The organism is Microcoleus sp. F10-B2, assembly GCF_036704965.1.
Lineage (GTDB): Bacteria > Cyanobacteriota > Cyanobacteriia > Cyanobacteriales > Microcoleaceae > Microcoleus.
Genome location: NZ_JAUBTB010000075.1, coordinates 1 through 26,278 on the forward strand (window position 1 = coordinate 1; position 26,278 = coordinate 26,278).

Consider the following 26,278-nt stretch of genomic DNA (forward strand, 5'->3'; position numbering starts at 1 on the left):
TAATATCCCGGCCGGGCGGGTTTTTGAGATTGGAGATTGTTGGCAGATATTGGCAGGTTTACCCGCCCCTACCTGATTTCGGGCGAAGCGAAGCGGAGGGAATCGACCGGACTAGATATAAAAGATAAAAGGACGATCGCCCGGGCGATCGTCCTTTTATTTGCTGCACGTACTATCAGCTTTTAGGCTTGTCTGAATCCGACACTATTTGCGGTTGTTGAGCCATTTAGCAGCAACTATTCCCAAAATAGCCGCAACAACTGGATTTCCCAAAAACTTCATCAAACTCGGCTGTTCGGCCAGCACTTCTCGGAAAATATCCGGATGATTGTGATAAGTAAACGAGGCCAACTTGGTAACATCGTCAGCATTCATGCGGCTGGCGTGGTGGGTAGAAAGTCCTAGCTGCTTTTCCAATTGGCGATCGTTCAATCCTCTCTTGCCCAAATGCTTGAAGAATTCCCGCGCCACGTCGTCGAGTTCGTTTGGCTTAATTTGGGCGATCGCCTTTTGCAATTCCGGTTCCAACTGCGCCGGCGGGAGGGAGTCGTGATTCAGAGAACGCCCGAATAATTGTTTGCGCTGATCGGGCGAAGTTCTCTGAGCAAAATCGTCAAAGTTTTCGTAATCTTCACCGGTTGTCTCCGGCATCATTTCTCGATTTCCCTGGGCCAAATCGCTCATGATTTGACGCTTGTAACTATCGCTGCTACTCATGGTAAATCTCTTCCTATCTACACAACAGTTCTGTCTCTACTTGAGATAACTTCGCATTCAAAAAACTGCCGAATATTAAACCGCCGCGCCGCTATCATTAAAGCTGGCTAACCAGGTCAAGACTTGTATTCAATTTGATTTGATTGCTGGTCGTACTTAGCCGTCAAAATCAGTTTTTTGTCAGGAGCATACACCAAAACACTTACATCCTGATTTGGGAAATTGCGGTGAAAACCTTGTGCTAAAGATTTGGCTAAATCTTTCACTTCTGTAGGGCGGACTTGCGGGGTAATTACAACTCCCAATTTGTTATTGTCGCGCACGTAAGCATCCTGAACCAGACCCTTAGCAGTCTTTGTTACCCATTGACCAAAATCTTGACCTGCGGCAGTATTGCCACGTTCTAGCTGCGCGTAATAACCCTGACTGCCACCAATTGCTACAGGTACATCAGTCGGTTTTTGGGCTGAAACGCTGGGCGCGCAGGCAGTAGTAACTGCCAGCATTAATACCAAAAGTACGCCCGCAATTATTTTGCGACTCTGCTGCAATAAACTCACCTTTTTTCCTCCGTTCCTAAAACATTTGGAATACTTGAAAGGGTCAGGTTGCTCGACCCTTTCAATTAGTATTAGGCTCAGTCTAGTTTCTTTTTGAGCTCATCTTTTACATCTTCGATCGCGTGACCAGCTTGAGCTTTTGCCTGCTTGGCTTTGCCTTCTGCTTTATCCTTCGGGTCGCCAGTAACATTGCCTAGGGCTTCTTGAGCTGCGCCTGCGATGTTGTTGCCGGTTGCCTTTGCTCTATCTTCAATGCTCATGAGTTTCTCCCGATCTGTATTTAATCAGACATTTTTTACTTAACAAAATCATCATAGGTAACTAGGAGCTGCGTTGCACTCTACCTCTAGGAAGAAAGAATGAAGAAAAAAAGAAGATGGAAGATGGAAAAGTTATTTTTCAGTCTGGGACAGACTGCCACTTTCATACTTACCAGTTGTTTTTACCGTTTCTGCTGGCTGCAATGAAGTATTTATGTGAAAAAACTGGTGGACGATCGCCCGTGCGTCCCAGACAGTTTTTTTAAACCAAAAATAATTTAAAATTATAAATTTTTTATTTAATTATGCTTTCTACCTTCTGCCTTCAAAAAGCGGGTGTGGGCAAGACCGCATCTTACCCCCACCCTAAAAAAAATCGTATTAGTTTTAATCAACCTTCTGATGACATTCTGTATCTATTTTGTGCTGAAGTTCTTCTTTTAACTGTTCCACAGCGCGCATAGTTTGAGCATCTTTTTGTTTGTGATCACCGAGGGCTTTTTCTGTTTCCTCGCCCAGCAATGTTTCCTTTGATTTTGGTAGCGTTACTTGAGTAGCGCTGCCAGTGTGGGTCGCCTTTTCTTCAATACTCATTTTTCTTGACCCTATTGTTGGTAAAAGTTATTTTTAACAAGGCTAGTTACAACTTAACCTTATATTTAAGATAACGCTAATTACGAAGCCTTTCCTCTGCCTGAAGATAGATAGGGACTGGGTAATAGTTTGTAACATTAAACTAAGAGAAATTAGGGAGACTTCAATCTGCCGGAAGAAAGATATGGGAAAGGGATGAGTGCGTGAGTGTGTGAAATTCTTGATGACTCACAAGGCTATCCCGTGAATGAGTTGGGGAGAGAGGAGGAGCGGGGAGGGCGGGGGATGGGGAGAATTTTTCTGCCGCGATCGCATTAAGTGGCAAATGTTGTTGGATGAGGCTCTTTCGACATCCGTAAAATATGAAGAGAGAAATAGGCGACAGTTTAGTGCAGACTTAAGTCTATGCTGAGAATTTGACCGTTAAAATCAACAGGGTGCACCGATTCCCAAGTTTGGTGGCGTTCGGGTTAAATAATCTGCTAAACAAGAGTTAGCCTCAAGGCTAAGTTTCTGCTGAATCGAAGAAAAATTTCTGTTATTAGTAATAAACTATCTAAAACCTTATGGGAGCAACGAGCAGTAACCCCCTCGAAGCAGCCGGCCCGACTCGTGAGCCGATCGAAATAGGCGTGTTGCATTCGCTGACGGGCACGATGTCCATCAGCGAAATTTCTGTTAAAGACGCGACGCTGTTGGCTGTTGAAGAAATTAATGCAGCGGGAGGGGTGCTCGGACGCCCCTTGGCAGCGGTTATAGAAGATGGAGCCAGCGATTTGCAGACTTTTGCTCAAAAAGCTAAGCAATTGCTTCTAGAAGCGCAGGTGGCGGTGGTATTTGGCTGTTGGACTTCGGCGAGCCGCAAGGCTGTACTGCCGGTTTTTGAGCACGGCAGAGGGTTGCTGTTCTATCCGGTGCAGTATGAAGGGCTAGAACAGTCTCCGAATATTTTCTACACTGGTGCTGCCCCGAACCAACAGATTGTGCCTGGGGTGAATTACTTGCTGGCACAGGGGAAGCGGAAAATTTTCCTGTTGGGTTCGGACTATATCTTTCCCCGGACGGCAAATCGGATTGTGAAAGCTCAACTGGCGGCACTGGGGGGAGAGTTGGCGGGGGAAGTGTATCTGCCGCTGGGTTCTAGGGAAGTGGGCGAGGCGATCGCACATATTTTAGCAGTGAAACCGGATGCTATTCTCAACACTCTCAACGGTGACAGCAATGTGGCTTTTTTCCACAAGCTGCGGGAAGCTGGCTTGAAACCGGAGGATTTGCCGGTGATGTCGGTCAGCATAGCAGAAGAGGAAGTGCGGGCGATCGGGCCGTCCAATATTGCCGGACATTTGGTGGTTTGGAACTATTTTCAAACGGTAGATACACCTGAAAATCGTAAATTTGTCCAGGCTTATAAGGCCCGATACGGGGAAAATCGAGTCACGGATGACCCGATCGAAGCGGCTTATTTGGGGGTTTACTTGTGGAAGCAAGCAGTAGAAAAAGCTGGTTCGACAGATGTGGTTAAAGTCAGGGCGGCAGCTAAAAATATCGAGTTTGCAGCCCCGTCGGGCAAGGTAAAAATAGATGCCCAAACGCAGCATATCTGGAAAACAGTGCGGATTGGTAAGGTGAGGTTGGACGGTCAAATTGAGGAGATTTGGAATTCCGGCGCATCGGTTCGGCCAGATCCTTTTCTCAAGGGCTATCCTTGGGCGGCGGCACTTGCTCCGAGGCCGATTTCTCTGGGAACTCGGGCGTCTTTGAGCGGGCTGTTTGTCACCTTGGTGCTGATAACTTGGATGGCGGTGGGAGTCGGGTGGATGGGTTCTGTGGAGATGAAGAACTATTTGCTGACAATAGAGGCTGCCTCACATCCGGGGGCAGGGATTTCTGAGGCAGCAATGGCGGTGCTGGTGCAGCAAACTCTCTTTGTGGCGAGCCGCACTCAGCACTGGCTGCTGGCAGCTTTGGGTTTGAGTTTGATCGCGGGGATAGTGGCTTTTGTGTCGGTGTCGGCAATTATTCGGAATCTCGGCTTGCTGCGGGAAACTGCCGAACAGATGGCTAGCGGTGATTTGACGGCTCGATCGCCTGTGGTTTCTAATGACGCGATCGGGGTGCTATCTTCTACTCTCAATACAATGGCTCAGCAAATTAGCAGTTTGCTCAACGGTTTGGAAGTGCGGCAGCGGCAGCTAGAGGAACGATCGCGCGAATTGGAAGTTGCTAAGAACGCTGCCGAAGCTGCTAACCGGGCGAAAAGCACTTTTTTGGCAAATATGACTCACGAGTTGCGGACGCCCTTGAATGCGATTATTGGGTACAGCGAGCTGCTGCAAGAAGAGGCTGTGGAACTCGGCGAAGAAGAGTTTGTGATGGATTTGGCAAGCATTAATATGGCAGGCAAGCAGTTGCTCACCATTATTAGTGACATCCTGGATATTTCTAAAATTGAAGCAGGAAAGGTGACTCTTTTTTTGGAGACTTTTGAGGTGTGGAATTTGATCGAGGAGGTTGTCACTACTGTTCAACCCCAGCTAGGGAAAAATGGCAATACTTTGATTGTCAATTGCGATCGCAATATTGGCACGATCTACTCCGATTTGTCAAAGCTGCGGCAAGCGCTGTTAAATTTGGCGAGCAATGCTGCTAAGTTTACCGATCGAGGCAAAATTACGATTAATGTTTGGAAAGAAGAAGAGGAGGTTTTGCCGATCGGCAATTCCGAAGAACTCTCGGCAGCTTTTTCTCGGTGTCAACAGCCTGCGATCGTCTTTCAAGTAACCGATACCGGCATCGGCATGACTGAGGATCAGGTGTCGAGGCTGTTCGCAGCTTTCGCTCAAGCCGACGATTCGACTACCCGCAGGTATGGCGGCACCGGTTTGGGGCTGACAATTAGCCGGAAGTTTTGCCAGATGATGGGCGGGGATATTACGGTTGAGAGCGAGTTTGGCTGCGGTTCTAGTTTTACGATCCGGTTGCCGATTGCGGTTACAAGCCCGAAAGAAGCGCCGGACGATCGAGAAATCGCAGAAATGCAGCCGAAGCCTTCCGAGGAGTTAGATACGAGTGTAGGGGCGACTGAAGCGAAGCAAAAAGCAGTGCGATCGCAACCGCTGGATCTGCCGGATGCTGCTACTGTGCTGGTGATTGACGACGATCCAGACGCGCGGGATTTGATGACCCGCTGCTTGTCGAAACAGGGATTTCGGGTGCGATCGTCGGCTAGCGGTCAAGGGGGGCTTCTGTTGGCTAAGGAGTTGCTGCCCGACGCGATTATTCTGGACGTGATGATGCCGAGTATGGACGGCTGGGCAGTGCTGTCTGCGCTGAAAGCCGATCGAGATTTGGTTGATATTCCAGTGATTATGATAACTTTTTTGGACGACCAAAATCAGGGGTTGGAATTGGGAGCGGCGGAGTATTTGAGGAAGCCTGTGGATTACAAGCGCTTTGCTGCTTTATTGAGTAAATATCAGAGTCTGAGGAAGTAGTTATCAGTCATATCTATTCTGGTGGCACGAGCAAGATATTGTTAACTGTTAACTGTTGGCTGTTGACTAAAATTATGCTTTCGGAACTGACTGTTTAGACATTTAAACAATACCGATGCAACCGGAAACGATATCAGTAGTCATTAGCCCTTGAACTCGGAAATGTGAAAGATGGACTCTTAAATGTTGTGAACTATTAACAGTTATATTAACCGCGAAGACGCTGAGGACGTTTTTAATTTTTGAAATTCTTGCTGGGATATTTTTCTGCGGAAGGTCTTCTGCTATAACTGTTACGACTTACCAAAAATATTTTAATTAATATTTAATCGCTATCCTGCCAACGGCTCAGATACTCTTGGGCGTTGCTGACTCACGGTATGAAAATAGATCGGGATCGCGAATTAAATAATTTACACTCTTGAAAGTGGGGTGGGCTCTCGTAGCCCGCCCTTTCTGGACGGGCGGGATGGGCCCATCCCACAAGAACATCACGCATTGTAAGTTATTTAATTCTCATTCCTAAGTTGGAAATTCCGAAGATGTTCTGACGCGCTTGTTTCATTTTGTGCAGATTGAGTCGTTCATACCATAAATCAGGAACGCCACTCAGGCGTTAGTTGGGGCATTGTTCCAGTGAAGGTAGGTTACGAGGGTCGTGAGCCTGCATCGCTCGCCACAGTTGCATCGGGTGCTGCCGATTCTAGCTCTGGTGGCAGATGATTGGTAATGAAGGAACTCCAATGAGCTATCCCACCTGAATCAAATTCCATCTGCAAAATTGACGCATTCGGTACTCTAAATCCTCGCGAAAATCCCAAAAGCCGAGTCATCGCAACGGCATCAATTACCGTTGGGTTAGCCAAAATCTGCCACAGCATTGCTTTGATAAAAAATCCATGTGAAAAGACAACTACAAAACCGGATTGTTGTTGTAAATGGTTTAGGAAAGTTCGGACTCGTTCCATCAGTTGAACCAACGATTCGGCGTTGGTTCCATCGACATATTCAGGGTCGCAGCGGTCCCAGTAAGCTTTGCTCAAAGGTTTGCGATCCAGGGTTGTGGTTGGTTGGTCGAGCTGTAGGTCCAGATAGGTAAATTCCTGAACTTGCCAAACCTCAACGGGTGTATGTGGAAATTGTTCAATCAATGGTTGAGCAGTTAGTTGTGTCCTTAGATAAGGTGAAGTCACAATCAAGTCTGGAGTTTGTTTAACGGCGGTTGGAATACATCTTGATTGTCGATCGCCCAATTCACTTAAGGCATTTTCATGCGGTCCAATAGTTGCCAACCCTGCATTGGATTGACTTTGACCATGACGAATAATCCAGATAGACACGGTTTGATATTCCCTCTCCTTTAATGGGTAAAAATCACTTCGTGTTGAATCACGGTAGGAAAATAGATAAGTTGGAAATTCCGAAGATGTTCTGACTCGATTGTTTCATTTTTTCCAGATTGAGTCGTTCGTACCATAAATCAGCAACGCCGATTGTTAAAATTAGCCTGGTTAAATAAATCACTTTAGACGATTCAATTGCGCGCTCACCTTCGTCAATAACTTCTCTAAAAAAACTTGATTAGTCATTAGTTAACAGCCAAAAACTAATAACTAATGACCAATGACTAATTAATCTAAGAAGCCCATTAATGTCGAGCTATCGTCAATTTCGTTTGAGGCAATGGGGCGGTTTCCTCCCATTGTGGAGTAAACTTCATCAATGTGAAGAGTGCTGATTGCAATAGGGCGAGCACCGGACATACTGAACATTTCACTGACTTGCATGGCGCTGGAACCGATCGGGCGATTGCCGAGTGTGGCAACCACTTCAAAGTCGCTAGATTCGACCGGGCGATTGGCTACAATGCCGTAGGTTTCGCTGATGTGCAAGGTGCTAGTGCCGATCGGGCGGTTCCCCGAAATCGAGACGGTCTCGCTGATGGTAAAATCGTCTGGGCCGACGGGGCGGTTGTCATGCATGAGTTGCGGCCGATAAAGTTGGATTCCTGTTGCTTTGGCATCCGCGGGTGGTGTCGGTTGGCTTTTGGAACTGCCTTTGCCGCGGCGGGCGATCGCTTTGCCTTTGCCTGTACCTGTACTGCTCGTATCCATAATTCTTTTCCTCGCTTATTGCTGTTGATTGCTGGGTTCGGACAACTGCTTTTCTTGGCTTTCTGCTTTCTATTTGGGCCGATGATTAAAATAATATTACAAAGTCTAACTATTTTCTGAACGAATTGCAGAATATCTGCATTTTTGTTAAGATTTATGGGTAATAGCTACATTTTCCTATGGTAACTGCGGCAGCATCTTTTCAATTGCAAGCGCCCTTCCAGCCCACAGGCGACCAACCGCTAGCGATCGAGCAACTTGTCAAAGGCATCGAAGCGGGCGATCGATTTCAAACCTTACTCGGTGCCACAGGTACGGGCAAAACCTTCTCCATTGCCTCGGTGATTGAAAAAGTCGGCAGACCCACCTTAGTCCTAGCACACAACAAAACCCTAGCAGCTCAACTGTGCAACGAACTGCGTAATTTTTTCCCGAACAATGCAGTCGAATACTTTGTCAGTTATTACGACTACTACCAACCTGAAGCATACATCGCCGTCACCGATACTTTCATTGAGAAAACGGCAGCAATTAACGACGAGATCGATATGTTGCGGCACTCAGCCACGCGATCGCTCTTTGAACGTCGCGACGTGATTGTAGTTGCTTCAATTAGCTGCATCTACGGTTTGGGAATGCCCGCAGAATACCTGAAAGCTGCTATTCCTTTGCAAGTAGGAATGGAAGTCAACCAGCGGCAAGTTTTGCGAGATTTAGTCAACGTCCAATACAGCCGCAACGATATAGATTTAGGCAGAGGCAAATTTCGCGTCAAAGGCGATGTTTTGGAAATCGGCCCCGCTTACGAAGATAGAATTATTCGCGTCGAATTCTTCGGCGACGAAATCGATGCCATTCGCTACGTTGACCCCGTAACAGGTAAAATCCTGCAAAGTTCAACGGCTTTAAATATTTATCCAGCCCGCCACTTTGTCACGGCAGAAGATAAATTAGAGGCTGCTTGCCAAGGAATAGAACTCGAATTAGAAGACCGATTGGCAGAATTTGAAAAAGAGGGGAAACTATTAGAAGCTCAGCGGTTGGAACAGCGGACGCGCTACGATTTGGAAATGCTGCGCGAGGTAGGATACTGCAACGGAGTCGAGAATTATTCGCGGCATTTAGCAGGGAGAAATGCCGGGGAACCGCCTGAATGTTTGATTGATTATTTCCCGAAAGATTGGATGTTGGTGATAGATGAATCTCACGTCACTGTGCCGCAAATTCGGGGGATGTACAACGGCGACCAAGCTCGCAAAAAAGTATTGATCGAACACGGTTTCCGCTTGCCCAGCGCGGCAGATAACCGCCCTTTGAAAGCCGAGGAATTCTGGGCAAAAGAAAATCAGTGCATCTTTGTTTCTGCTACGCCTGGGGATTGGGAAATGGAACTGTCTGAAGGCCGAGTTGCAGAGCAAGTAATTCGCCCAACCGGAGTAATAGATCCGACTATTTTCGTGCGCCCGACGGAAGGACAAATTGATGATTTGTTGGGGGAAATTAAGGAGAGAGTAAGTCGGGACGAGCGAGTTTTGGTGACGACTTTAACGAAGCGGATGGCGGAAGATTTAACCGAATATTTGCAGGAGAGGGCGATTAAAGTCCGGTATTTGCACTCGGAAATTCAGTCGATTCAACGCATCGAAATTATCCAAGATTTGCAGGATGGTAAGTTTGATGTATTGATTGGTGTTAACTTGCTGCGGGAAGGTTTGGATTTGCCGGAAGTTTCGCTGGTGGTAATTTTGGATGCGGATAAAGAGGGGTTTTTGCGATCGGGACGTTCGTTGATTCAAACGATTGGAAGGGCGGCGCGGCACATTCAGGGACAGGCTATTTTGTACGCGGATAATTTGACGGATAGTATGGTTAAGGCGATCGACGAAACGGATCGCCGCCGGGGGATTCAGCTAGCGTACAATAAGATGCACGGGATTACGCCGCAGCCGATCGCGAAAAAGCGATCGAGCAATGCGATTTTGGCATTTTTGGACGTGTCGCGCAAGCTGAATTCTCAGCAGTTGGAGGAGGTTTACGAACAGGTAAACGAGTTATCTTTGGATGAGATTCCTCAGTTAATTGGGCGGTTGGAAGCGCAGATGAAGGCGGCGGCTAAGAAGTTGGAGTTTGAGGAGGCGGGTAAATTGCGCGATCGGATTAAGCATTTGCGGGATAAGCTATTGGGACATTAAGGAAGAGTGGGAGGATATGATGTTCGATCGCATTACCTTCGATCCAAAAATTATGGGAGGAATAGCTTGCATTCGAGGAATGCGAATTACTGTTTCTTTGGTAGTGAGTTTAGTAGCAAATGGGATGAGTGTAGAGGAAATTTTGGCAGCTTATCCTTATTTGGAAGCGGAGGATATTAAAGTTAGTCTCCAGTATCAACTCTCAACCTCAATGCTATGAATGCACCCACTCGTTTAGAGTTTCCCATTGCTAAGGCGCAATATCTCTTCAGCAGTGCCACGGAAGCAGGAGTAGGCGGAGATAAGCAGAAATTCTGGCGGGAGGTAATGGGGTTTGAGTCACCGGAGGCGATTCGAGACGCAATTATAGCCCAAATCTCGCTAGAATTGTTACAGCCAGTCGGACAGAATGACTATGGAGAACGCTACCAAGCTATTATTTTAGTTACAGGGCGATCGGGAGTATCTTGGCAAATCCGTACAGGTTGGATTGTTTTATTTGGTGAAGATATTGCTAGATTTGTTACCGCATTTCCTCAACGCTTTGGGAGACAGCAATGAGCAAATTTCAGTTATTGGATGCAGTGACTTTAACCGAAGGAGTCGCCCTCGCTGATGGCGAGATTGCACCGCCACAAACAGCCGGGACAATTGTTGAGGTTTTCAAGAACGGTGAAGCTTATTTAGTAGAATTATTTGGGGGATGGGTGAAAGCAGAAGTGGGCGGGGATTTTGTGCCTGCAACTCAGGATGAACCGGGCGCATTTATGGAAACGATAGGTGTTGAAACAGTTTATCCGCATCAGTTGCAATTAGTAAAATCTGCCGAAGAAATGATGGGGATTCGAGAGCATTTACTGTCGGTTTTAAATAATTTACCTGACGAGTTAGTGGCTGAAGTCTGCGATTTTGCAGAGTTTTTGCAGGAAAAACAGCAAAAAGTGCGCGCGGCGAAGCTATCCCGTAGGGAATCGTATTAAGCATCTGCGCGATAAACGTTTAGGTAATGGAGGGATAATTTAAAAGCTGAACATTAGCTTGAGTCCATTGGCGATCGGCTGATACTCTTCTGCGGTTAAACTGCCAAGATACCGCAATAAGTAAGTCTGTGGGAAAAAACACAACTGTGTTAAGAAAAATAAATGAGGCTGAAACCCTCTTCCCTCCTGCCTTCAGCATAGCTGCCTCCTGCCTCATTCCAACTACAAATATTTACGCCGTTCTACTTACTCGCCGGATATCTACAGCGCGTACTTGATCCAGCAATACTATCGATTCGGCAGTTAGATTTCCCACTCCAGCCTGAAGACTTGCTTAGCGGGTGACAACGTACCTATAATGCTTGCTGCATAAAGGATAGAGCCAAGAAGCCGCGCTGAAAATAGAGACGTTTATGGGGTTTGAGCGCAATTAGACTTGTTACCCAATCGTTCCATAATTCCATCCCATAGATCCACCGTTGTCCATAGAGGCGAGCGACTAAATTCACTTTGGCGTGGGGTTTTGTCTTGATGCTCCTTCATCCGTCCTGCATAAATTTCTATACCTAACTTCTTGAGCCATTGTCCGTGAACCGTCGCCAAACTATAAGCAAGCGCAATCAATAAGACCAAGGATAAAAAGCGAGTTTCATTGACCTTGGTATCTTCTCGCATTATAACCAGCAGTTTTGTAATCTTTGAACATCTGTTCAATGCCCCACCGACAACAATAAACATCTAAAGTCAGCTTCAAATTGGGGAGATTTGTCAGAATATACCAAGGTTCTTTTGGTCCGGGCTTACGATATTTTCTTTTCCAATACACAGCCAGATTAAATGGCCCTAAACCGTCTCCTTTATTTCCCAAAATATTCTGATAAAATTTGGACATCCCAGGTTTGAAGCCAAGCTTTTTGAGCACTTGATAGTCTTCACCTAAATTCTCTTGAAATTGGAAGTCTTTTTTCGCTCCGTAGTGCAAAAGATACACCCCTGGCATCAAGCCATGATGCGAGTTTGGGGCTATGAAACTCTCGAGCGCCTAAGACTAAGACGGAATAGTTCTTAAACAGAGGAAGGACTATACCTAACAGTCGTTTTTGAGTTTTGAGGTCACTGTTACCTGACTTCTTTAAGAGTTCCCAATATATCGGAAGAGCATGAGTTCCCCAGACCAGACTAACCATAAATATATTGTGTCCTTTCCACTGTGTCCGGTCGATTGCAACAATCCAATAGCCATACTTTTGATGCTTGAGTTTTCGTACACAGCGACGTTGTTCTCGGTTTAAACGCTTTCCAGTTTGTTCTTGTCGAATCCAATATTTAATCAGGGGAAACCACAATAGTTTGACGCACAACTGAGGTAACACTAAAAATCGTTGTAAGTTTCGGAAAGCGGCTTTGATATTGAATCGGTTGAGGAAAGACACTGGCTAATACGGAGAGCTTGACCTGACGATGAGCCTGAAGCAATAACAACAGCAGTTGCAAGGTTAAGTATTGGCTTTCATTGAGATGAGGGAGCAGAATTTTTTGGTATAATGGTGGCAACATTTTGTTTTTTGGGGAGCCCGTGTGGCTCCTTATTTTTTTACCTTACCATTCTCTCAAACCTTTGTCCTGTTTAGACTAGAGGTGCCTTGTCACCCGCTAAGGAAGACTTGGGTATAAAATTGGATTTTGTGCAGTCCAATCTCCTGATTGTCTGGTAATCGGCACAACAATCACAAGCTCAAAACGCATCGTACCTGTGTTGCTTGGCCTCCTGTTTGTGGAAAAGCGGTTTTAACCGCCGAGTGATAAAGGGGATAATTACAGCATATTCCAGATTCGTGAAGTACAGTAGCAGCTATATTGTGTGGTACGTATTATGTAGGGTGAGTTGCTACCGCCGCAGGTTCAATGAAACTTGCAGATTGTTGATGATGGCTATGCACTTTAGTTACTACAAGATTGGGTGTACCACATATCATGGAATATGCTGTAACTACACAGAATTAGACGATATCCTTACGCTTCTGAACCACTAAAGTGAGACCCAACAAAGCCAAAATTTGCAAGCAAAGGATAGCCCAATACTGCCTAACATTAACCTTGAACATTGAGCCGTATTTATTATAAAAGTTCTCTAACAGAGCTTCTCCGCCTTTAATCGTTCCCTCGTATTTCCCTTTCCACTCGCTGTAGTCTTTTTGCCAAGTGTCAATCTCCGCTTTGTAGCTATCAACTTTTTCCTGATAAGTACCGAACTCAGCGGGATTGTCCGGCGCTTTCCCAGGATCTTGTGGCTTCGCGGGTTCCGTTTGGTCTAGTACAGGATCGTATTTACCCTTGATTCCGGGAAACTTGCAAGTCTTGAATAGTTTTTCTCCCAGACACTCGCAGCGGTTTGTCTTGTCAGTTTGCGACAATTTATTGCGATCGTCCTTGCTTAACTGCCAGCAGGGATCGTCAACAATGTTACTCCCCAGATTACTCTGGGTCAACAGCGACTCAAAAGACCATTTGGTAATGGTGATTTGGTTGACGAGGCGGCCAGGAACCCCAAGAGCCTCGATGGATAGCATCCCGCCACCAAAGGTAATTTGCGGGACGAGAAAGATGATGGTCAGCAGCGGTGCGATATTTTGGTTCGGTGAAAGAGCTGATACAAATAGCCCCATCATCATGCCTGCGATCGAGGCGAGGAATAGGGTGACGTACATCCCTGTTAACGCTTCCGTCCCCCCTGGCAAGTCGATCGCCAACTTTTTAAACAGCAAAAAGACAGCAGCTTGATACAAAGCCAAGAGAATACCTACCCAAACTTTCGACAAAATGTAAGGGATGATTTGCAGCCCGATCATCCGTTCCCGGCGGTAGATGTCGTTTTCTTTGACAATTTCCCGCATGGTGGCGAGGCTGCCTACCATCACAGCAATGAGAGCTGTGACGAAGAGCATAGTAATTGCCTGACCTGCATCTCCTGTTTCGAGGCTAAATAAGTCGCGCTTCCAAGTAACAAAATCTAGCAGCCCTAGAGTAGGAGCAACGGCCAGCATTAAAAATAAACCGGCTTTGTCCTGTATTAATATTGCTAGATTTCTTTGGGACAAAATGGCAAACTCTCTGAGCGCCGAAACCCGCTTAGCTCGATGAGCTAACGGTTGTTTAGCAGGGGGGGGCTGCAATTCGCCAGCGACGGCTGGTGGTCGCGATAGCTGCCGCTCTACCACATATTTTTGATAATGGGAAGACAGCAGGTAGCGCTGTTGCCAGTAGTCCGGTGACTCTTCCCGCTCTACTTTTCGGTAAATTTCATTGAATTTCTGCACGCCAAAGTAGGTAGGGGCTTCTTGTGGTGGGCCGCAGTAAGCTACTCTGCCACCTGCTGCCATGAAGATTACCAAGTCGCAGAGGGTGACATTTTCGGTGGCGTGGGTGATCAGCAAGACGGTGCGGCCTTGGTCTGCCAGTTGTCGCAAGAGCTGCATGATTTCGAGCTCAGTGCCGGGGTCTAGTCCAGAGGTGGCTTCATCGAGGAAGAACAAGCTGGGTTTGGTGAGCAGTTCCACGCCGATCGATACCCGCTTGAGCTGGCCTCCGCTGAGGGCCTTGACTTGCACGTCTTTGCGATGAGTCAGCCCCAAATCTTCCAACACTTCTTTGACGCGCTGCTTCCGTTCCGCCGGCCGGCTGTCGGCAGGCATCCGCAGTTGGGCGGCGTAGTCGAGGGCTTGCTCAATTGTCAATTCCAGGTGGATGATGTCTTTCTGGGGAACGTAGCCGAGTTCGTTGCGGTAGGCGTTGAAGTTCTTGTACAGGTCAACCCCGTTGACGAGGACGGAGCCGCTGGTAGCGGGCCGGAAGCCGTTGAGGGCATCTAGGAGGGTGGACTTGCCGCCGCCGCTGACCCCGGCGATCGCCACAAATTCCCGCGCCTTAATGCTCAAGGAAATGTCATTCAGCAGTTTCGTGCCTTTCCCCACAACTTTAGTCAGGTGGACAGCATCAAGCCGCAGGTTGCCTTCTTCGTTATAAGTGGCGAAAGTTTCATCGACATTGAAGACCAAACGGCACGGGCCGATGCGGATGCTGTCATTGACTTTCAGTACCCTTTCTTTTTTAACGGCTCGGCCGTTGACATAGGTGCCGTTCGTCGAGTTCAAATCTTTGATGATGACCGAGCCGCTTTGCCGTTGCAAGCGAGCGTGGAAGCGAGAAACCGATGGGTGCCCGATCGCCGTGTCGTTTTGCGCATCCCGCCCTATTGTCAGGCTTTGGCGCCCGCGCATATCGATCTGGCTGACGAATACTGTTTCATTGCCAAGCAGGTTTTTGGTGGCAACTGTTACCTGTTCATCTAAAGGTTTTTGAACTGCAACAGCCGTGGGATCTGGATCGCTTGCCTGAACGATCAAGCGCAATTCACTATTGCCAATGCTAATGGTGTCGCCGTTTGCTAGGAAGTGAGGAATGTTCGCTTTGAGCAGGATGTTGTTGACGCGAGTGCCGTCAGTGCTGCCGCAATCTGTAATTTGATAGCGATCGCCTTTTCTACAGATTTGAGCGTGTTGGCGTGACACCAGGGGGTCATTAATGACTAAATCGCTGTTGGTAGCACGCCCGATAGTTACGACTTCAGTATTAACTGAGTATTCCCAGACAGGCTCGCTACCCTTGTGAATTTTTAAAATTGCTGGCGATACAGGCATAGAGAGCTATTTCCATTAATCTTATATCTTTTATCTCACACTGCCACTGACTTTTGTCAAAGATGTTTCTCTTCTTAACTATCCGGCGCTCTTTTAAAAAAATTAATATTTTTAATCTAAAAAGTGGTAAAAAATGTAACATACAGCTTAGCTATTGTAGCTATAACTTGTGAGTGTGAGGAGCGAGCATGAAAGCAAAATATTTATTATTGTACAGCATCTGGGGAATCCTGTTGGCATCGCCTGCGGCAATTGCCGAAACTTCTGAGGATATACCTTCGGTAGAGTCGCAAGGAAACGCTGCCTCCGCAGCGCCACCGGTTCTTGCTGCAAGCCAAGAGCAGCTTGCGGGCGCTGCTCCAAGCAGTTTAGAACCGCTGAGGGGAGATCGGGAAGTCAGGAAGCAAAAATCGAGCAGTCCCTCTAAATTTGCCGATCGCGCCTCGGCGACACCGCGATCGGCAAACCTGATGAGCGGAGAACATATCGGCAGCGACGATCGCCCTGTCGAGTCACCGCAAATCCTTGAAGCAGCAGGGAATAGGAACCGGGCGGGATCGCCTGCCGATCGGGCTTTAGAACCAACCGACGAGATCAAGCCAGCCCTAGAATCATTAATATGGGAGCCTAAAGTCGCTGTTACTGACAATAACCAATTACAATTGTCTCCAACAATACCCAACACTTCATCCAATACGCCCCCTATTACGGGTAATAACCAAGCGGATCGGGCTTTAGAAACAACCGAGAGAAATCCAGACATAGAATCAGTAATATCAGAGCCTAAAATCGCTATTACCGACAATAACCAATTACAATTGTCTCCAACAATACCAAACACTTCATCCAATACGACCGCTATTACGGGCAATAACCAATTACAATTGTCTCCAACAATACCAAACACTTCATCCAATACGCCCGCAGCAAAACCTTCGGACTCCCGGAAAAATCAACAACCAAAATTTCCAACAAGTGCTGCAGCAACAGCCATTGCTCAATCATTAAATGATGCCCCGCTCGGTACGCCGAGACCTGTCAATGAGGTAGTTCAAGAAACAGGAAACAATTCAGCATCCAACTTAATGAGGCAAGTAACATCTGTTTCCCAACTCTCAGACGTAAAGCCCACAGACTGGGCTTTTGGCGCCCTGCAATCGCTGGTGGAGCGTTACGGCTGCATTGCCGGCTACCCCGACGGTACTTTCCGAGGCAATCGAGCACTAACTCGCTACGAATTTGCTGCTGGCTTGAATGCTTGCTTAGAGCAAGTTAGGAACCAAATTGGAGCCAAGACAGCCGATTACATCACCAAAGAAGACTTAAGCATCCTGCAACGGCTGCAAGAAGAATTTGCAGCGGAACTAGCAACCCTGCGCGGCCGAGTTGACTTGCTAGAAGCGCGGACGACAGAGTTAGAAGCAAATCGTTTTACCAGTGGCACGACAATTTTTGGCGGAGAAGCCATCTTCGGGCTGTCTCAAGCGTGGGGCGGGAACCCCCCAGGCGAAGGCAAATCCAACCTCGCCTTCACAAACTTGGTGCGGCTGCAAACTGTCACTACCTTTACAGGAAAAGACAGGCTGCGAATCGAACTGCAATCAGGGAATTTCCGAGGCCGAGGCTTTGCCGAACCTAGCGCCCTCAACACCTTTACTTCCCTGCTATCCTTTCAGTCAGATACCGCCAACCAAATCCAGCTCTCAATGGTAGAGTACCGCTTTCCAGTTTTGAACGATCGCATTGTTCTCACCCTCCGCCCCGCAGGTTTTAACCTCAGCAGCGTCCTCACCGCCAACTCGCCCTTCTATGACAGCGGCCGAGGAGCCATTTCCCGCTTCGGAGAAGCAAACCCCATCTTAAAAATCGGCGACTTAGATACAGGCGTAGGGATGGACTGGCTGATCGGCCGCCGCTTTCGCTTGCAGTTAGCTTACGGCGCGAGAAATGGCAGCAGTCCCAGCCAGGGAGCAGTATTGGGCAAAGACAACTGGGTGGCCGGAGCGCAATTTTTATTCCTGTTAGGCAATAGCGCCCAAACTGGTTTGACCGCCATCTACGGTTCATCGCCCGACGGCCGCTTGGGAACCTTTACAGGCAGCGGCGCGGCTGATGCTTCTGGATTCATCAACCAGCGCTCAAATATCGGTGCTGTCGGCGGCAGTTTTCAATGGCGCGTTACCCCTCGCTTCACGTTCGCCACTTGGGGCGGTGTTATGGGTGCCTATGCCTCCAAAACTCAATCCGGCGCTGTCAGCACGACCTTTGCCACCGCTTTAGGATTTCCTGACCTGATCCAGCAGGGAGACTTGCTGGGGATCGTAGTCGGCCAGCCGCCCAGTTTGGTGCAGTACGACGATTTTTCTGCATCCACTGGGTTGCCGGGAGGCAAAGATTTTTCACTGCACGTTGAAGCTTTCTACCGCTTCAACCTCAGTGATTCTGTTTCTGTCACGCCCGGTTTCTTCTTAGTGACAAACCCTGGCAATTTTGCCAGCAACAACACGATCTATATCGGCACAATCCGCACGACTTTCAGATTCTAACTGTTACTGTAGTAGTTAGCTGCTAACTCGCAAAAGAGGAAAATTTAATGGCAACTCAACAAAAAATTACGCGCATTTTAGCTGGTGGCCGCCTCTGGGTGTTGCCTGCTGCTTTTAGCTTCCTCAGTTTAAGTTGGGTAGCACCAGCAAAAGCGGTCGAAACTTCACCCCCAAAGGCAACCAGCTTTTTAATTTCACAAGCAACCCAAACTAAACCTGCTGCATCTCGCCCTCGGCCGAAGCCTGCATTTTTTGAAGAAGAGAGGAGGCCGAGGTTTGGGTTTGGGGACTTCCTGAACTCTGCCTTGGATGGGGTAGACAATTCCTTCTCTGGCGATAGCGTGCAAAAGTCTTCCATTACTCTGGAGCCTGTGTCTGGAGTTTTCACGACAGGCATTAATGGCACCCTCACAGTGGGTATTAATGATAATCGCTCTGATTTCTTGCAAGGCAATTTTAGTGCGACTGACGGCACTAACCTGCAATTTTCTAATGTCATTTCCGGTTCTAGTCCCCAAAGAGGAACTTTGAACGTAAATGGTACGATCTTGATTAATGGCGTGCCAAATCCTGTCATCGGTGTGAGGGAATACAGCGCCAGCGGTAACGAAAATAATGGTTTTGTTAGCGCCACCGTGCAGTTAGTCGATCCAAATAACCCGTCGCAAGCGATTTTTATCCAAGTGCCAGCGAGTCGAAATTCAGGCGATCGAAATACTGCAAGGGGCCCTGCTAACCTGTCAATCGGCCGCCCCATTGACCGCTGAGCGGAGCGAGAAAATAGAGAAAGGAAAATGCCTTTGCAGTAGTAGCATCGGCATGATTCCAGGCTAGTAAGTTAAAAAACATTTAGTTTGTAGTTTGTAGGGTGCGTCAGACGAGGTTATACAACGACGATCGAGGATGGATGGTTCTGATGCACCCTGCTTTATCTGCCAGTTGCGTAAGTTTTAAATTAGCTAACTTAATGAGGAAATGTGAAGATGTTGTCGATCAAACTGATGGTGGGACAACTTTTGGCTGGCCTCGCCATAGGATTCCAAGCAATGCCTGCTATGGCGGAACTTTCCCCACCGGAAATCAATTCCATCGCCCGACAGACAACGGTACTGATTGCGCCCGGACTCACCCCGGAGTTGCGCCGGGACTTGGAGGAGAACCGCAATAACCCGTTAGAAAATAGACAAGTCTGGAACCCAGGTTCGGGGGCAATAGTAGCTCGTGAAGGCAATAAATATTACGTTTTAACAGTCGCTCACAACTTCTTCCAGAGGTACTTAGATAATCCAGAGTTCTGGCAAAACTCTGGTGGGACGCCCTTCTACGGCATCCGTACTTGGGATGGCGAAGTTCACAAAATCGAAGGTGTCAATGACGGCAGGGGTTGCCCGCTTAGAGGCATCGCCGAGGCGCGATCGCTGATCCGATTTGGCTGTCGCGATCGCTTCCTCCCCGGTACAGAAACCGTCGATCGCAATGTAGGCCAAAATGAGGTCAAAGGCATCGACTTAGCCATCATCAGTTTTACCAGCAGTAAAAACTACGCCGTTGCTTCTCTAGGAGATGCCAGCACAGTCAAAATCGGCGATCGGGTTTACATTTCCGGCTGGCCAGATCCCGAACTCGAGCAAGCTCAAGCCGGTCAAAGCGTCCGCCCGGTTTCCCGCAGGCAGAGGCGTTTAGCATGGGGATCTGTGGGGGCGAAACTCTCGCCTGATGCCAGCAACCAAGGCTACAGCATCTTTTATACCGACTGCACTCAGCCAGGGATGAGTGGCGGGCCTGTTTTTGACAAAGACGGCCGTCTTGTCGGCAATCACGGCCGGGGCACCCGCAACAACAAGCAATCCTGTGGCAGCGAGGGCAGCGCTAACAGCTTCATGGAATCGAGAGATGGCCGGGATGCGTCTGGACAGGCGGCTGATTCCAACAGTTTGAGCCAGCGGTTTAGCAGTTCGCAGCAAGTAAATAAAGCGATCGACCTGATCCAGCAGAGCAGACTGCGTTTACCTTTCAACTTGCAGATGCCTACTGCTGAGTTGATTAATAGAGGGTTGGCCGGTCAAGCCGTTCAAGTCCCTTTTGGCAGCAGCGGCCGCATCGAATTTGACATTGCCGCCGATCGCACTTCAGGCGCATTTGACGATCCCAGCGATGTTATCCCCGACATTTACAAGGAATATTCCTCCTTTTCTGGACTGGGCAGCCGCGTAAGAGACAACCCCTCCGGCGGGTGCGGCACTATTTTGCTAGGAGAACCGTGCCCGTGAGGAAGGTAGCAGAAGGAAACTTAAAACTTCTGCTTTCTCCCTTACCTCAAAGCTTCTGGGCCCATCCCTTGCCTGCTACCAAACCAAACCGCCAGCCGGCGAGGCGTTGGGGGCAGGAGCGTCGGGACTGGCGGCTGCACCAACACCTTCAACTACCGTGTTATTCAGGAATTGCTTGAAGTCAATGTAAACAGCGCTGGGTTCATCTTGGCTTTCATAGAGAGGGCCGCTCGCTCCAGCGCGGATGTTGAACAATCGCTGTACCGTTTCCCCAGCATTCGACCCCGGTTTGAGGGTAAATAGTACATTAGCGCCACTACAGGGACGCCCGCTAGCCTGTGCCGCGCACACCACCGCTTGCCCGTTCACGTAACCGCTGGTGATAAAGTTGAGTTGCCCGGAGTTGTAAAAATTCTGGAAGCGTGCAGAAACCTCCTGGCAACGCTTTTCCGGGGTGAACCCTCCTGAGCTGAAATAGTCAGAGAACCAGCGGATCACAGGAACTTGGCCTCGTGTCGTGACAGCATAAGTTGTGGGCAAACCGTTAGCGCCAGAAGCGCAAATAAAGCTTGTCCGTTGTACTGAGGTGGGCTGCGCGGCAAGAGTTGGTTCTGTGTCGATCGGCGGGCTGCTGGAAGTAGCGCCCAGGGGAATCAGGCCCGGCGGCAGGAGTACCCTGTTAATCCTGACAATCACCCCATTTTTGGCTAACAGTGGCAATTCTCTAGCAGTAGCGTCGTTGAGAATTAGTTGAGTGGCGCTAGAGCTAGGACTAACTTTGACTGTGGTGCCGTCTAGGGTTTTCAGTTCTCCACTTAGGAGGTCGCTCTCACTGATTTCGCCAGGAATCACGTGATACCTGACAATTTTTTGTAGCAGTTCTCGGTTTTCTGGCAGCAATAATTTTTCCAACATCCCTGGCGGCAAGGCAGCAAACGCTTCCTCTGTCGGTGCGAGAATGGTAAGCTGATTATTTCCTGACAGCAGGGGGATTAAGTTCGCTTTCTGCAAGACGGCAGTAAAAGTTTTTAGATTGCGGTTTTTGCTTAGCCCCTCAACTAAAGTGGGATTATCCTGTGATTCGTAGGAAGCGCCCCGGTTGAAAAAGCGATAATAAGGGTAAAACCGCTGGGCAAATGCGGCTGAGAAACTATCGAGTGCGATCGCCCCTGCGAGTCCGACAATGACTGCTAATTTGTTAAGCCTGCCACTACGTTTTAGCCTATGTTGTAGCCTATGTTGTAGCCTATTCATAAATATATTCTCCGTTTAATACATTAAACTTTGATAATCCCTTGCCTGACTGTATTGCTTTACTGTATTGCTTTAATTTCTCGGATTCATGTGTCGTTAGTGGCAAGTCGTTAGTGGCAAGTGGAGTTTTTTGACTCTATCTCATATAATATCTTTATTAGGTAATAGATTGCAAGGGGGCACCAAAAGTTATCCTTGCTGCCAAAGTACACCTCTTGGCGCTCTGGACTAAATGCTCAAGCTCAAATAGAAACTCGCTTAGGTCAAACACCATGCAGGGCACAATACTAGGTGGACGCTACAAAATTATCAGGCGGTTGGGAGGCGGAGGCTTCGGTGAGGCTTATCTGGCTGTTGACACGCAGTTACCGGGAACCCCCAAATGCGTCGTCAAACAGCTCAAGCCTCAAACTGCCGACTTAGCCACAGCGCGGCGCCTATTTGACCGAGAAGCGACAACTCTGCACAAGTTAGGGCAAGGCCACGACCAGATACCGCGCCTGTTTGCCCACTTTGAAGAAAATGAAGAATTTTATTTGGTTGAGGACTATTATGAAGGCGAGACGCTAGGCGAAGAAATCCAGCGTTTGCAGCGTTTCAGGGAACCGCAGGCGATCGCCCTGTTGCAAGATATCATGTCAGTCCTTCAGTACGTCCACAGCCACAACGTTATCCACCGAGACATTAAACCGTCCAACATCATCCGGCGTAAGCAAGACGGAAAGCTAGCCCTGATTGACTTTGGCGTTGTCAAACTCATTAACAGTTCCAACCGGCCAGCGCTTGATACCAACGCTCAAACTGTTGCAGTCAGCACTTATGGCTATACGCCTCCGGAACAACAAAACGGCCATCCCCGCCTGAACAGCGATATCTACGCCTTGGGCGTCACAGCAATTAAAGCTTTGACGGGAAAAGACATAAGGGATTTGCAGATTAATTTGCACAACTGGCGGGAGCAAGTGCAGGTGAGCGACGAGCTGGCAGCGATTTTGGATAAAATGGTGCGCTTGGACTTTCAGCAGCGCTACCAGAGCGTTGAGGAGGTGCTGGGCGACTTAGAGGCGATGGTAGCGGAATTCAACCAGCCCACGCAAGTGCGGGAAACCCAGGCGCGGCAAACCCAGGCGCGGCAAACTCAGGCGCGGCAAACAGCGCTCCGCCCCGCTCCGACTCCAGCACCTGCGCCGATCGCCCCAACTAAGGGGTTTGCTTTTAAACCCTGGCACTTAGTGGCGATCGCAGGTGTCGTTACTGCTGCGTTATTGGGCGGGTGGAAGCTCTACGAACCAAATTTCTACTTGCAACAAGCTAAGCAACAGCTAGATAAGTACCAACCAGAAAAAGCCTTAGACACCTTTCAGAGACTCATTGACAGCAAACCCAATGACCCCCAAGCTTGGAGGGGCCGGGGAGATGCGCTCCTAGCTCTAGCTCGGTATGAAAGATCCCTCAGTGCCTATGACAAAGCGCTGCAAATCCAGCCGAACGATGCCAAAACATTAAACAAAAAAGGCGAAACGCTTTATGAATTGCAGCGCTACCAAGAAGCGCTAGACACTCACGAGCAAGCGCTCAGAGCTGCTGATAACGACCCCGAAGCGTGGTATGGCAAAGGCAGGGCTTTCATTGGCTTGAAGCGCTACGAAGATGCTCTTACTGCCTTTGACAAAGCGCGGCAAATGAAGCCTCAGTCCCCCTCAGTTTGGTACAGCAAAGGTATCGCCTTAGAGTATTTGAATCGGCGGCCAGAAGCGCTTAAGATTTATGAGGAGGCAGTGGGAACTTACGACGAACAGCTTAAAGCGAACCCGAATAACTTGAAAGGGTGGGTCGAACGGGGTTCTGTGCTCAGCAAGTTGGGGCGCTTCAACGATGTACTCGACTCTGCTGAAAAAGCGCTGAAAGTTAACCCGGACTTCTATCCAGCACTCGTACTCAAAGGCAATGCGCTGCGGGTTACAGGGAAGGCAGATGAAGCGCTACAAGCTTATAACAAAGCCCTGGACATCCGCCCGGAAGATTATTTGACGCTGCACAACCGAGGAACGTTACTAGCAGAAAAAGGAGATTTTGTACAAGGGATTAAATCCTTTGATAAAGCCCTAGAAATTCGGTCAAGCTTCTCTCCGGCTTGGGTCGATCGCGGCATAGCTTTCAGCCAAAATAACCAACAAAAAGAAGCAATAGAATCTTTTGACAAAGCGCTCAGCTATGCACCAAAAGATGCTCAAGCGTTAGTTGGTAAGGGAATTTCGCTGAGTGCGCTGAACCGAAATGAGGAAGCGCTAGCTGCTTTTGAACAAGCCAAAGAAATCGAGCCAAATGACCCCTTTGTTTGGGCGAACCGAGCTGCTGTTCTAGAGAATTTAAAACGGAATGACGAAGCACTAAAATCCTATGACGAAGCAATTCGGCTGAAGCCTGACTTTCAAGCGGCGATCGAGGAGCGGCAAAAGTTGCGGCAGAAAATCAACTGATATTATGTCGATTACAACTCACTAAACGATAGCTGAAAACTATCTATTTGACCTCTGAGTCGAATGTGCGAACCCACTCATTCAAACCAGAGGTCAAACTACAAAATCCAAGTCCAAGCCGAGAGAGACTGCCAATTTTCTAGCCAATTTAAGATACAAGAGATGAATGGCTAATTGAGCAATAATTAGCTTTCACCACAACCGTCCATTTTCTGAGGCGCTATCTCTGTACTCACCTTGCGGTTGAGGATAAGAAATTACTGGAGGTTGGAGAGGAGAAGGGACTCTTCTGGGTGTCTCGCCTGCCGATTTATTGCCTAGTTGTACAAATGTCTCAATGGGAATTGCCCAACTAGATTCGATCATTAAATCCCTTGGCAAATTCGGCTTAGAACCATCTTTAAATACATAAGGATCGCCCCACAAAGGATAGGCGTGCATTCCATTGATTCCCACAACTTCCCCCCTGCTATTGAGCAACGGCCCGCCACTCATTCCCTTTTCAACAGGATTGCTATAGCCAATCTGATACCCTCCAACTAATGCTTTTGGAGACAGAAAGGAAACAGTCCCTAACAAAAATTCCAACCCTCTTTTTTCAGAATCCTCTTGAGCGGGAAACCCGGTAGCAAAGACTTCATCTCCTACTGCGACAGGTGATGAAGCTAACCGCGCTACTGAATATTCCCTCGTACTTCTGAACTGCAATAGAACGAGATCGTTGCCGTCAAAAAAGCGATTTCCGAGCAATTCACCCTGATATATTTTCCCATCAGGAGTTTGAATGCGGTGGCTTTCGCCCACGGCTAAAACATGATTGTTGGTAAGGATTGTGTAGGTCTGGCCTTGCTTTTTAATCAATATTCCTGAACCTGCACCGTATCCAGATAGGACTTTAACCGCGATCGCCCGGGCCTCATTTTTGATTTGGTTTACTGTCAGTTGTTGAGTGTTTTCTCGGCTGCCATTTACCTCAATCAAGCGCGAGCCGCTGACAGGTAAGGACTGTACTGGCTGTTGAGTATACCAACAGCCAATACAGGCGATTAACAAATAGCTGAAACGGAGTTTAAACCGCAAGCTATGCCAATTCATGCTGCATTCCTCGGTGATTTTTAATTAAACATACCGCCACCACCACCGTTACTCGGCTCAACGTTGGGCCGAGGGCGAGTGGGAACAACGGCAGGTTGATTATTGAGATCGGGATTAGGAGCAGAGCCAGCGACTTGAACGACGGGCGCTTGTTCGAGAAATTGTTTCAAATCGACGGTAGCAGATGAATCGCTACTTTCAAGCAGGGGAGCGTTGGACGCACCAGTACCAATATAAAATATCTGTTGGATACGAGCGGCTGCATCTGACCCTGGTTTGAGGGTGAAAAGCAATTTTTCCGAAGTGCATGGAGGGCTGCTATTTCCTGCACAAATAGCTGGCTGGCCGTTAAGATATCCAGCGGTGAGGAAGTTCAGTTGGCCGTTGCTATGGTGCCTTTGGAAGCGACTAGATACTTCTTGGCAGCGGCGCTCTGGGCTGTATCCTGAATCGGTAAAAAATTCAGAAGTCCACTTCACCACTTGAACTGTTCCTCGCCTGGTATTGGCAAAGGTTGTTGGTATACCGTCGCTACTTACGCCACAGAAGAAGGTAGTGCCTTGAGCATAACTGGGTTGATTGAAGGCGGTGACAGTACCGATCGCGATCGCGCCCAATGTCACCGCAGCAGTTAGTGATTGCCATTTAGTCATTTTGAGTTAACCTATTGGATTATTGGATAAATTTAATTGAACTCAAACTTTCTTTGAGTTATCTTGAGAAATCACAGCGATTATACAACTTGCAACTGCAATTTAGCTAACTTTTATCAGAAAATTAGCAGGATTCCCAACTGCAGGCTATGCTAATACAGCCACTTAACTTTTCAAGTCCTCAAAGCAGCGATGCACTTGATGAATCTGGTCTAAAGTGTTGAGTGAGATCTATTTAATCTTTTCTAACATACCGCTCTGAGATAAGTCAAGATCATCTCAGGGGAATTTGAAATAATCTTGACTTTCCCCCTTAACTGTAGACTAAAGCCCGTGGCCGATGGCACTCCGGCTCACGCCTTCATATCGTTT

At 48.1% G+C, this 26,278-nt stretch carries 20 protein-coding genes and 1 pseudogene; 10 read left to right on the forward strand and 11 right to left on the reverse strand.

Annotated features, from left to right (window positions below; genetic code table 11):
- Positions 1-204 precede the first annotated feature (204 nt).
- The 3 genes from QUA99_RS24225 to QUA99_RS24235 form a co-directional block, all read right to left on the reverse strand.
- Complete coding sequence (locus tag QUA99_RS24225) at positions 205-717, reverse strand: hypothetical protein (RefSeq protein WP_333241510.1); 513 nt, start codon at positions 715-717, stop codon at positions 205-207.
- A gap of 116 nt (positions 718-833) precedes the next feature.
- Positions 834-1,277 (reverse strand): hypothetical protein, encoded by a 444-nt coding sequence (locus QUA99_RS24230; protein WP_333085501.1) that lies wholly within the window; start codon positions 1,275-1,277, stop codon positions 834-836.
- Positions 1,278-1,354: 77 nt separating this feature from the next.
- Positions 1,355-1,537 carry a CsbD family protein gene (locus tag QUA99_RS24235; RefSeq protein WP_333241513.1) on the reverse strand — a complete coding sequence of 61 codons (183 nt, stop codon included), beginning with the start codon at positions 1,535-1,537 and terminating at the stop codon, positions 1,355-1,357.
- Between the two features lie 116 nt (positions 1,538-1,653).
- On the opposite strand from QUA99_RS24235, the gene QUA99_RS24240 reads away from it, so the two are divergent.
- Positions 1,654-1,803, forward strand: a complete 150-nt coding sequence (locus tag QUA99_RS24240; RefSeq protein ID WP_333241515.1) for a hypothetical protein — start codon at positions 1,654-1,656, stop codon at positions 1,801-1,803.
- Positions 1,804-1,924: 121 nt separating this feature from the next.
- On the opposite strand, the gene QUA99_RS24245 is transcribed toward QUA99_RS24240, so the two are convergent.
- The gene (locus tag QUA99_RS24245; RefSeq protein ID WP_333241517.1) at positions 1,925-2,131 is read right to left on the reverse strand and encodes a hypothetical protein; all 207 of its coding nucleotides are present in this window, start codon (positions 2,129-2,131) and stop codon (positions 1,925-1,927) included.
- 566 nt (positions 2,132-2,697) lie between these two features.
- Between QUA99_RS24245 and urtA the strand changes: the two genes are divergently transcribed.
- On the forward strand, positions 2,698-5,625 hold the full coding sequence (gene urtA / locus QUA99_RS24250; protein ID WP_333241519.1) for an urea ABC transporter substrate-binding protein: 2,928 nt from the start codon (positions 2,698-2,700) through the stop codon (positions 5,623-5,625).
- A 647-nt stretch (positions 5,626-6,272) separates the two neighbouring features.
- Here urtA and QUA99_RS24255 read toward each other — a convergent pair.
- Both QUA99_RS24255 and QUA99_RS24260 read right to left on the reverse strand, forming a co-directional pair.
- Positions 6,273-6,965, reverse strand: coding sequence for a histidine phosphatase family protein (locus QUA99_RS24255; RefSeq protein WP_333241521.1), 693 nt, complete (start codon positions 6,963-6,965; stop codon positions 6,273-6,275).
- 291 nt (positions 6,966-7,256) lie between these two features.
- Positions 7,257-7,739: a hypothetical protein gene (locus QUA99_RS24260; RefSeq protein ID WP_333241523.1), complete on the reverse strand. Its 483-nt coding sequence runs from the start codon at positions 7,737-7,739 to the stop codon at positions 7,257-7,259.
- Between the two features lie 179 nt (positions 7,740-7,918).
- Between QUA99_RS24260 and uvrB the strand changes: the two genes are divergently transcribed.
- From uvrB to QUA99_RS24280, 4 genes are read left to right on the forward strand one after another with little or no spacing between them, the layout of a single operon-like run.
- Positions 7,919-9,931, forward strand: a complete 2,013-nt coding sequence (uvrB, locus tag QUA99_RS24265) for an excinuclease ABC subunit UvrB (RefSeq protein WP_333241525.1) — start codon at positions 7,919-7,921, stop codon at positions 9,929-9,931.
- A gap of 16 nt (positions 9,932-9,947) precedes the next feature.
- On the forward strand, positions 9,948-10,151 hold the full coding sequence (locus tag QUA99_RS24270) for a DUF433 domain-containing protein (protein ID WP_333241527.1): 204 nt from the start codon (positions 9,948-9,950) through the stop codon (positions 10,149-10,151).
- Positions 10,148-10,492 (forward strand): DUF6883 domain-containing protein, encoded by a 345-nt coding sequence (locus QUA99_RS24275; protein WP_333037912.1) that lies wholly within the window; start codon positions 10,148-10,150, stop codon positions 10,490-10,492. The genes QUA99_RS24270 and QUA99_RS24275 overlap by 4 nt, the downstream gene beginning before the upstream one ends.
- Positions 10,489-10,911: a DUF2281 domain-containing protein gene (locus QUA99_RS24280; RefSeq protein ID WP_333241529.1), complete on the forward strand. Its 423-nt coding sequence runs from the start codon at positions 10,489-10,491 to the stop codon at positions 10,909-10,911. Before QUA99_RS24275 ends, QUA99_RS24280 begins: the two co-directional genes overlap by 4 nt.
- 353 nt (positions 10,912-11,264) lie before the next feature.
- Here the strand turns inward: QUA99_RS24280 and QUA99_RS24285 are convergent.
- Positions 11,265-12,468, reverse strand: a pseudogene (locus QUA99_RS24285) (IS4 family transposase).
- A 443-nt stretch (positions 12,469-12,911) separates the two neighbouring features.
- Entirely contained in the window at positions 12,912-15,608 is a 2,697-nt protein-coding gene (locus QUA99_RS24290; protein ID WP_333241531.1) for an FHA domain-containing protein, read from the reverse strand.
- A 188-nt stretch (positions 15,609-15,796) separates the two neighbouring features.
- Here QUA99_RS24290 and QUA99_RS24295 point away from each other — a divergent pair, with 188 nt between their 5' ends.
- The 3 genes from QUA99_RS24295 (at position 15,797) to QUA99_RS24305 (ending at position 20,424) form a co-directional block, all read left to right on the forward strand.
- A complete protein-coding gene (locus QUA99_RS24295) occupies positions 15,797-18,154 on the forward strand; it encodes an iron uptake porin (protein WP_333241533.1) in 2,358 nt (785 codons plus the stop codon).
- 47 nt (positions 18,155-18,201) lie between these two features.
- Positions 18,202-18,921 (forward strand): hypothetical protein, encoded by a 720-nt coding sequence (locus QUA99_RS24300; RefSeq protein ID WP_333241535.1) that lies wholly within the window; start codon positions 18,202-18,204, stop codon positions 18,919-18,921.
- A 216-nt stretch (positions 18,922-19,137) separates the two neighbouring features.
- Positions 19,138-20,424: a serine protease gene (locus QUA99_RS24305; RefSeq protein WP_333241537.1), complete on the forward strand. Its 1,287-nt coding sequence runs from the start codon at positions 19,138-19,140 to the stop codon at positions 20,422-20,424.
- Between the two features lie 75 nt (positions 20,425-20,499).
- On the opposite strand, the gene QUA99_RS24310 is transcribed toward QUA99_RS24305, so the two are convergent.
- Complete coding sequence (locus QUA99_RS24310) at positions 20,500-21,678, reverse strand: COP23 domain-containing protein (protein WP_333241539.1); 1,179 nt, start codon at positions 21,676-21,678, stop codon at positions 20,500-20,502.
- Between the two features lie 272 nt (positions 21,679-21,950).
- On the opposite strand from QUA99_RS24310, the gene QUA99_RS24315 reads away from it, so the two are divergent.
- Entirely contained in the window at positions 21,951-24,158 is a 2,208-nt protein-coding gene (locus QUA99_RS24315; protein WP_333241541.1) for a tetratricopeptide repeat protein, read from the forward strand.
- A gap of 192 nt (positions 24,159-24,350) precedes the next feature.
- Here the strand turns inward: QUA99_RS24315 and QUA99_RS24320 are convergent, their stop codons facing one another.
- Both QUA99_RS24320 and QUA99_RS24325 read right to left on the reverse strand, forming a co-directional pair.
- Entirely contained in the window at positions 24,351-25,253 is a 903-nt protein-coding gene (locus QUA99_RS24320) for a serine protease (RefSeq protein WP_333241543.1), read from the reverse strand.
- A gap of 20 nt (positions 25,254-25,273) precedes the next feature.
- The gene (locus QUA99_RS24325; RefSeq protein ID WP_333241545.1) at positions 25,274-25,906 is read right to left on the reverse strand and encodes a COP23 domain-containing protein; all 633 of its coding nucleotides are present in this window, start codon (positions 25,904-25,906) and stop codon (positions 25,274-25,276) included.
- Between the last annotated feature and the right edge of the window lie 372 nt (positions 25,907-26,278).

What these genes read in the sequence shown, in the direction of transcription:
- QUA99_RS24260 (WP_333241523.1), bottom strand. Translation starts at nt 7,739, where the DNA reads ATGGATACGAGCAGTACAGGTACAGGCAAAGGCAAAGCGATCGCCCGC.
- QUA99_RS24245 (WP_333241517.1), bottom strand. Translation starts at nt 2,131, where the DNA reads ATGAGTATTGAAGAAAAGGCGACCCACACTGGCAGCGCTACTCAAGTA.
- QUA99_RS24315 (WP_333241541.1), top strand. Translation starts at nt 21,951, where the DNA reads ATGCAGGGCACAATACTAGGTGGACGCTACAAAATTATCAGGCGGTTG.
- QUA99_RS24225 (WP_333241510.1), bottom strand. Translation starts at nt 717, where the DNA reads ATGAGTAGCAGCGATAGTTACAAGCGTCAAATCATGAGCGATTTGGCC.
- QUA99_RS24300 (WP_333241535.1), top strand. Translation starts at nt 18,202, where the DNA reads ATGGCAACTCAACAAAAAATTACGCGCATTTTAGCTGGTGGCCGCCTC.
- urtA (WP_333241519.1), top strand. Translation starts at nt 2,698, where the DNA reads ATGGGAGCAACGAGCAGTAACCCCCTCGAAGCAGCCGGCCCGACTCGT.
- QUA99_RS24235 (WP_333241513.1), bottom strand. Translation starts at nt 1,537, where the DNA reads ATGAGCATTGAAGATAGAGCAAAGGCAACCGGCAACAACATCGCAGGC.
- QUA99_RS24290 (WP_333241531.1), bottom strand. Translation starts at nt 15,608, where the DNA reads ATGCCTGTATCGCCAGCAATTTTAAAAATTCACAAGGGTAGCGAGCCT.
- uvrB (WP_333241525.1), top strand. Translation starts at nt 7,919, where the DNA reads ATGGTAACTGCGGCAGCATCTTTTCAATTGCAAGCGCCCTTCCAGCCC.
- QUA99_RS24310 (WP_333241539.1), bottom strand. Translation starts at nt 21,678, where the DNA reads ATGAATAGGCTACAACATAGGCTACAACATAGGCTAAAACGTAGTGGC.
- QUA99_RS24320 (WP_333241543.1), bottom strand. Translation starts at nt 25,253, where the DNA reads ATGAATTGGCATAGCTTGCGGTTTAAACTCCGTTTCAGCTATTTGTTA.
- QUA99_RS24280 (WP_333241529.1), top strand. Translation starts at nt 10,489, where the DNA reads ATGAGCAAATTTCAGTTATTGGATGCAGTGACTTTAACCGAAGGAGTC.
- QUA99_RS24305 (WP_333241537.1), top strand. Translation starts at nt 19,138, where the DNA reads ATGTTGTCGATCAAACTGATGGTGGGACAACTTTTGGCTGGCCTCGCC.
- QUA99_RS24295 (WP_333241533.1), top strand. Translation starts at nt 15,797, where the DNA reads ATGAAAGCAAAATATTTATTATTGTACAGCATCTGGGGAATCCTGTTG.
- QUA99_RS24275 (WP_333037912.1), top strand. Translation starts at nt 10,148, where the DNA reads ATGAATGCACCCACTCGTTTAGAGTTTCCCATTGCTAAGGCGCAATAT.
- QUA99_RS24270 (WP_333241527.1), top strand. Translation starts at nt 9,948, where the DNA reads ATGATGTTCGATCGCATTACCTTCGATCCAAAAATTATGGGAGGAATA.
- QUA99_RS24325 (WP_333241545.1), bottom strand. Translation starts at nt 25,906, where the DNA reads ATGACTAAATGGCAATCACTAACTGCTGCGGTGACATTGGGCGCGATC.
- QUA99_RS24240 (WP_333241515.1), top strand. Translation starts at nt 1,654, where the DNA reads ATGGAAGATGGAAAAGTTATTTTTCAGTCTGGGACAGACTGCCACTTT.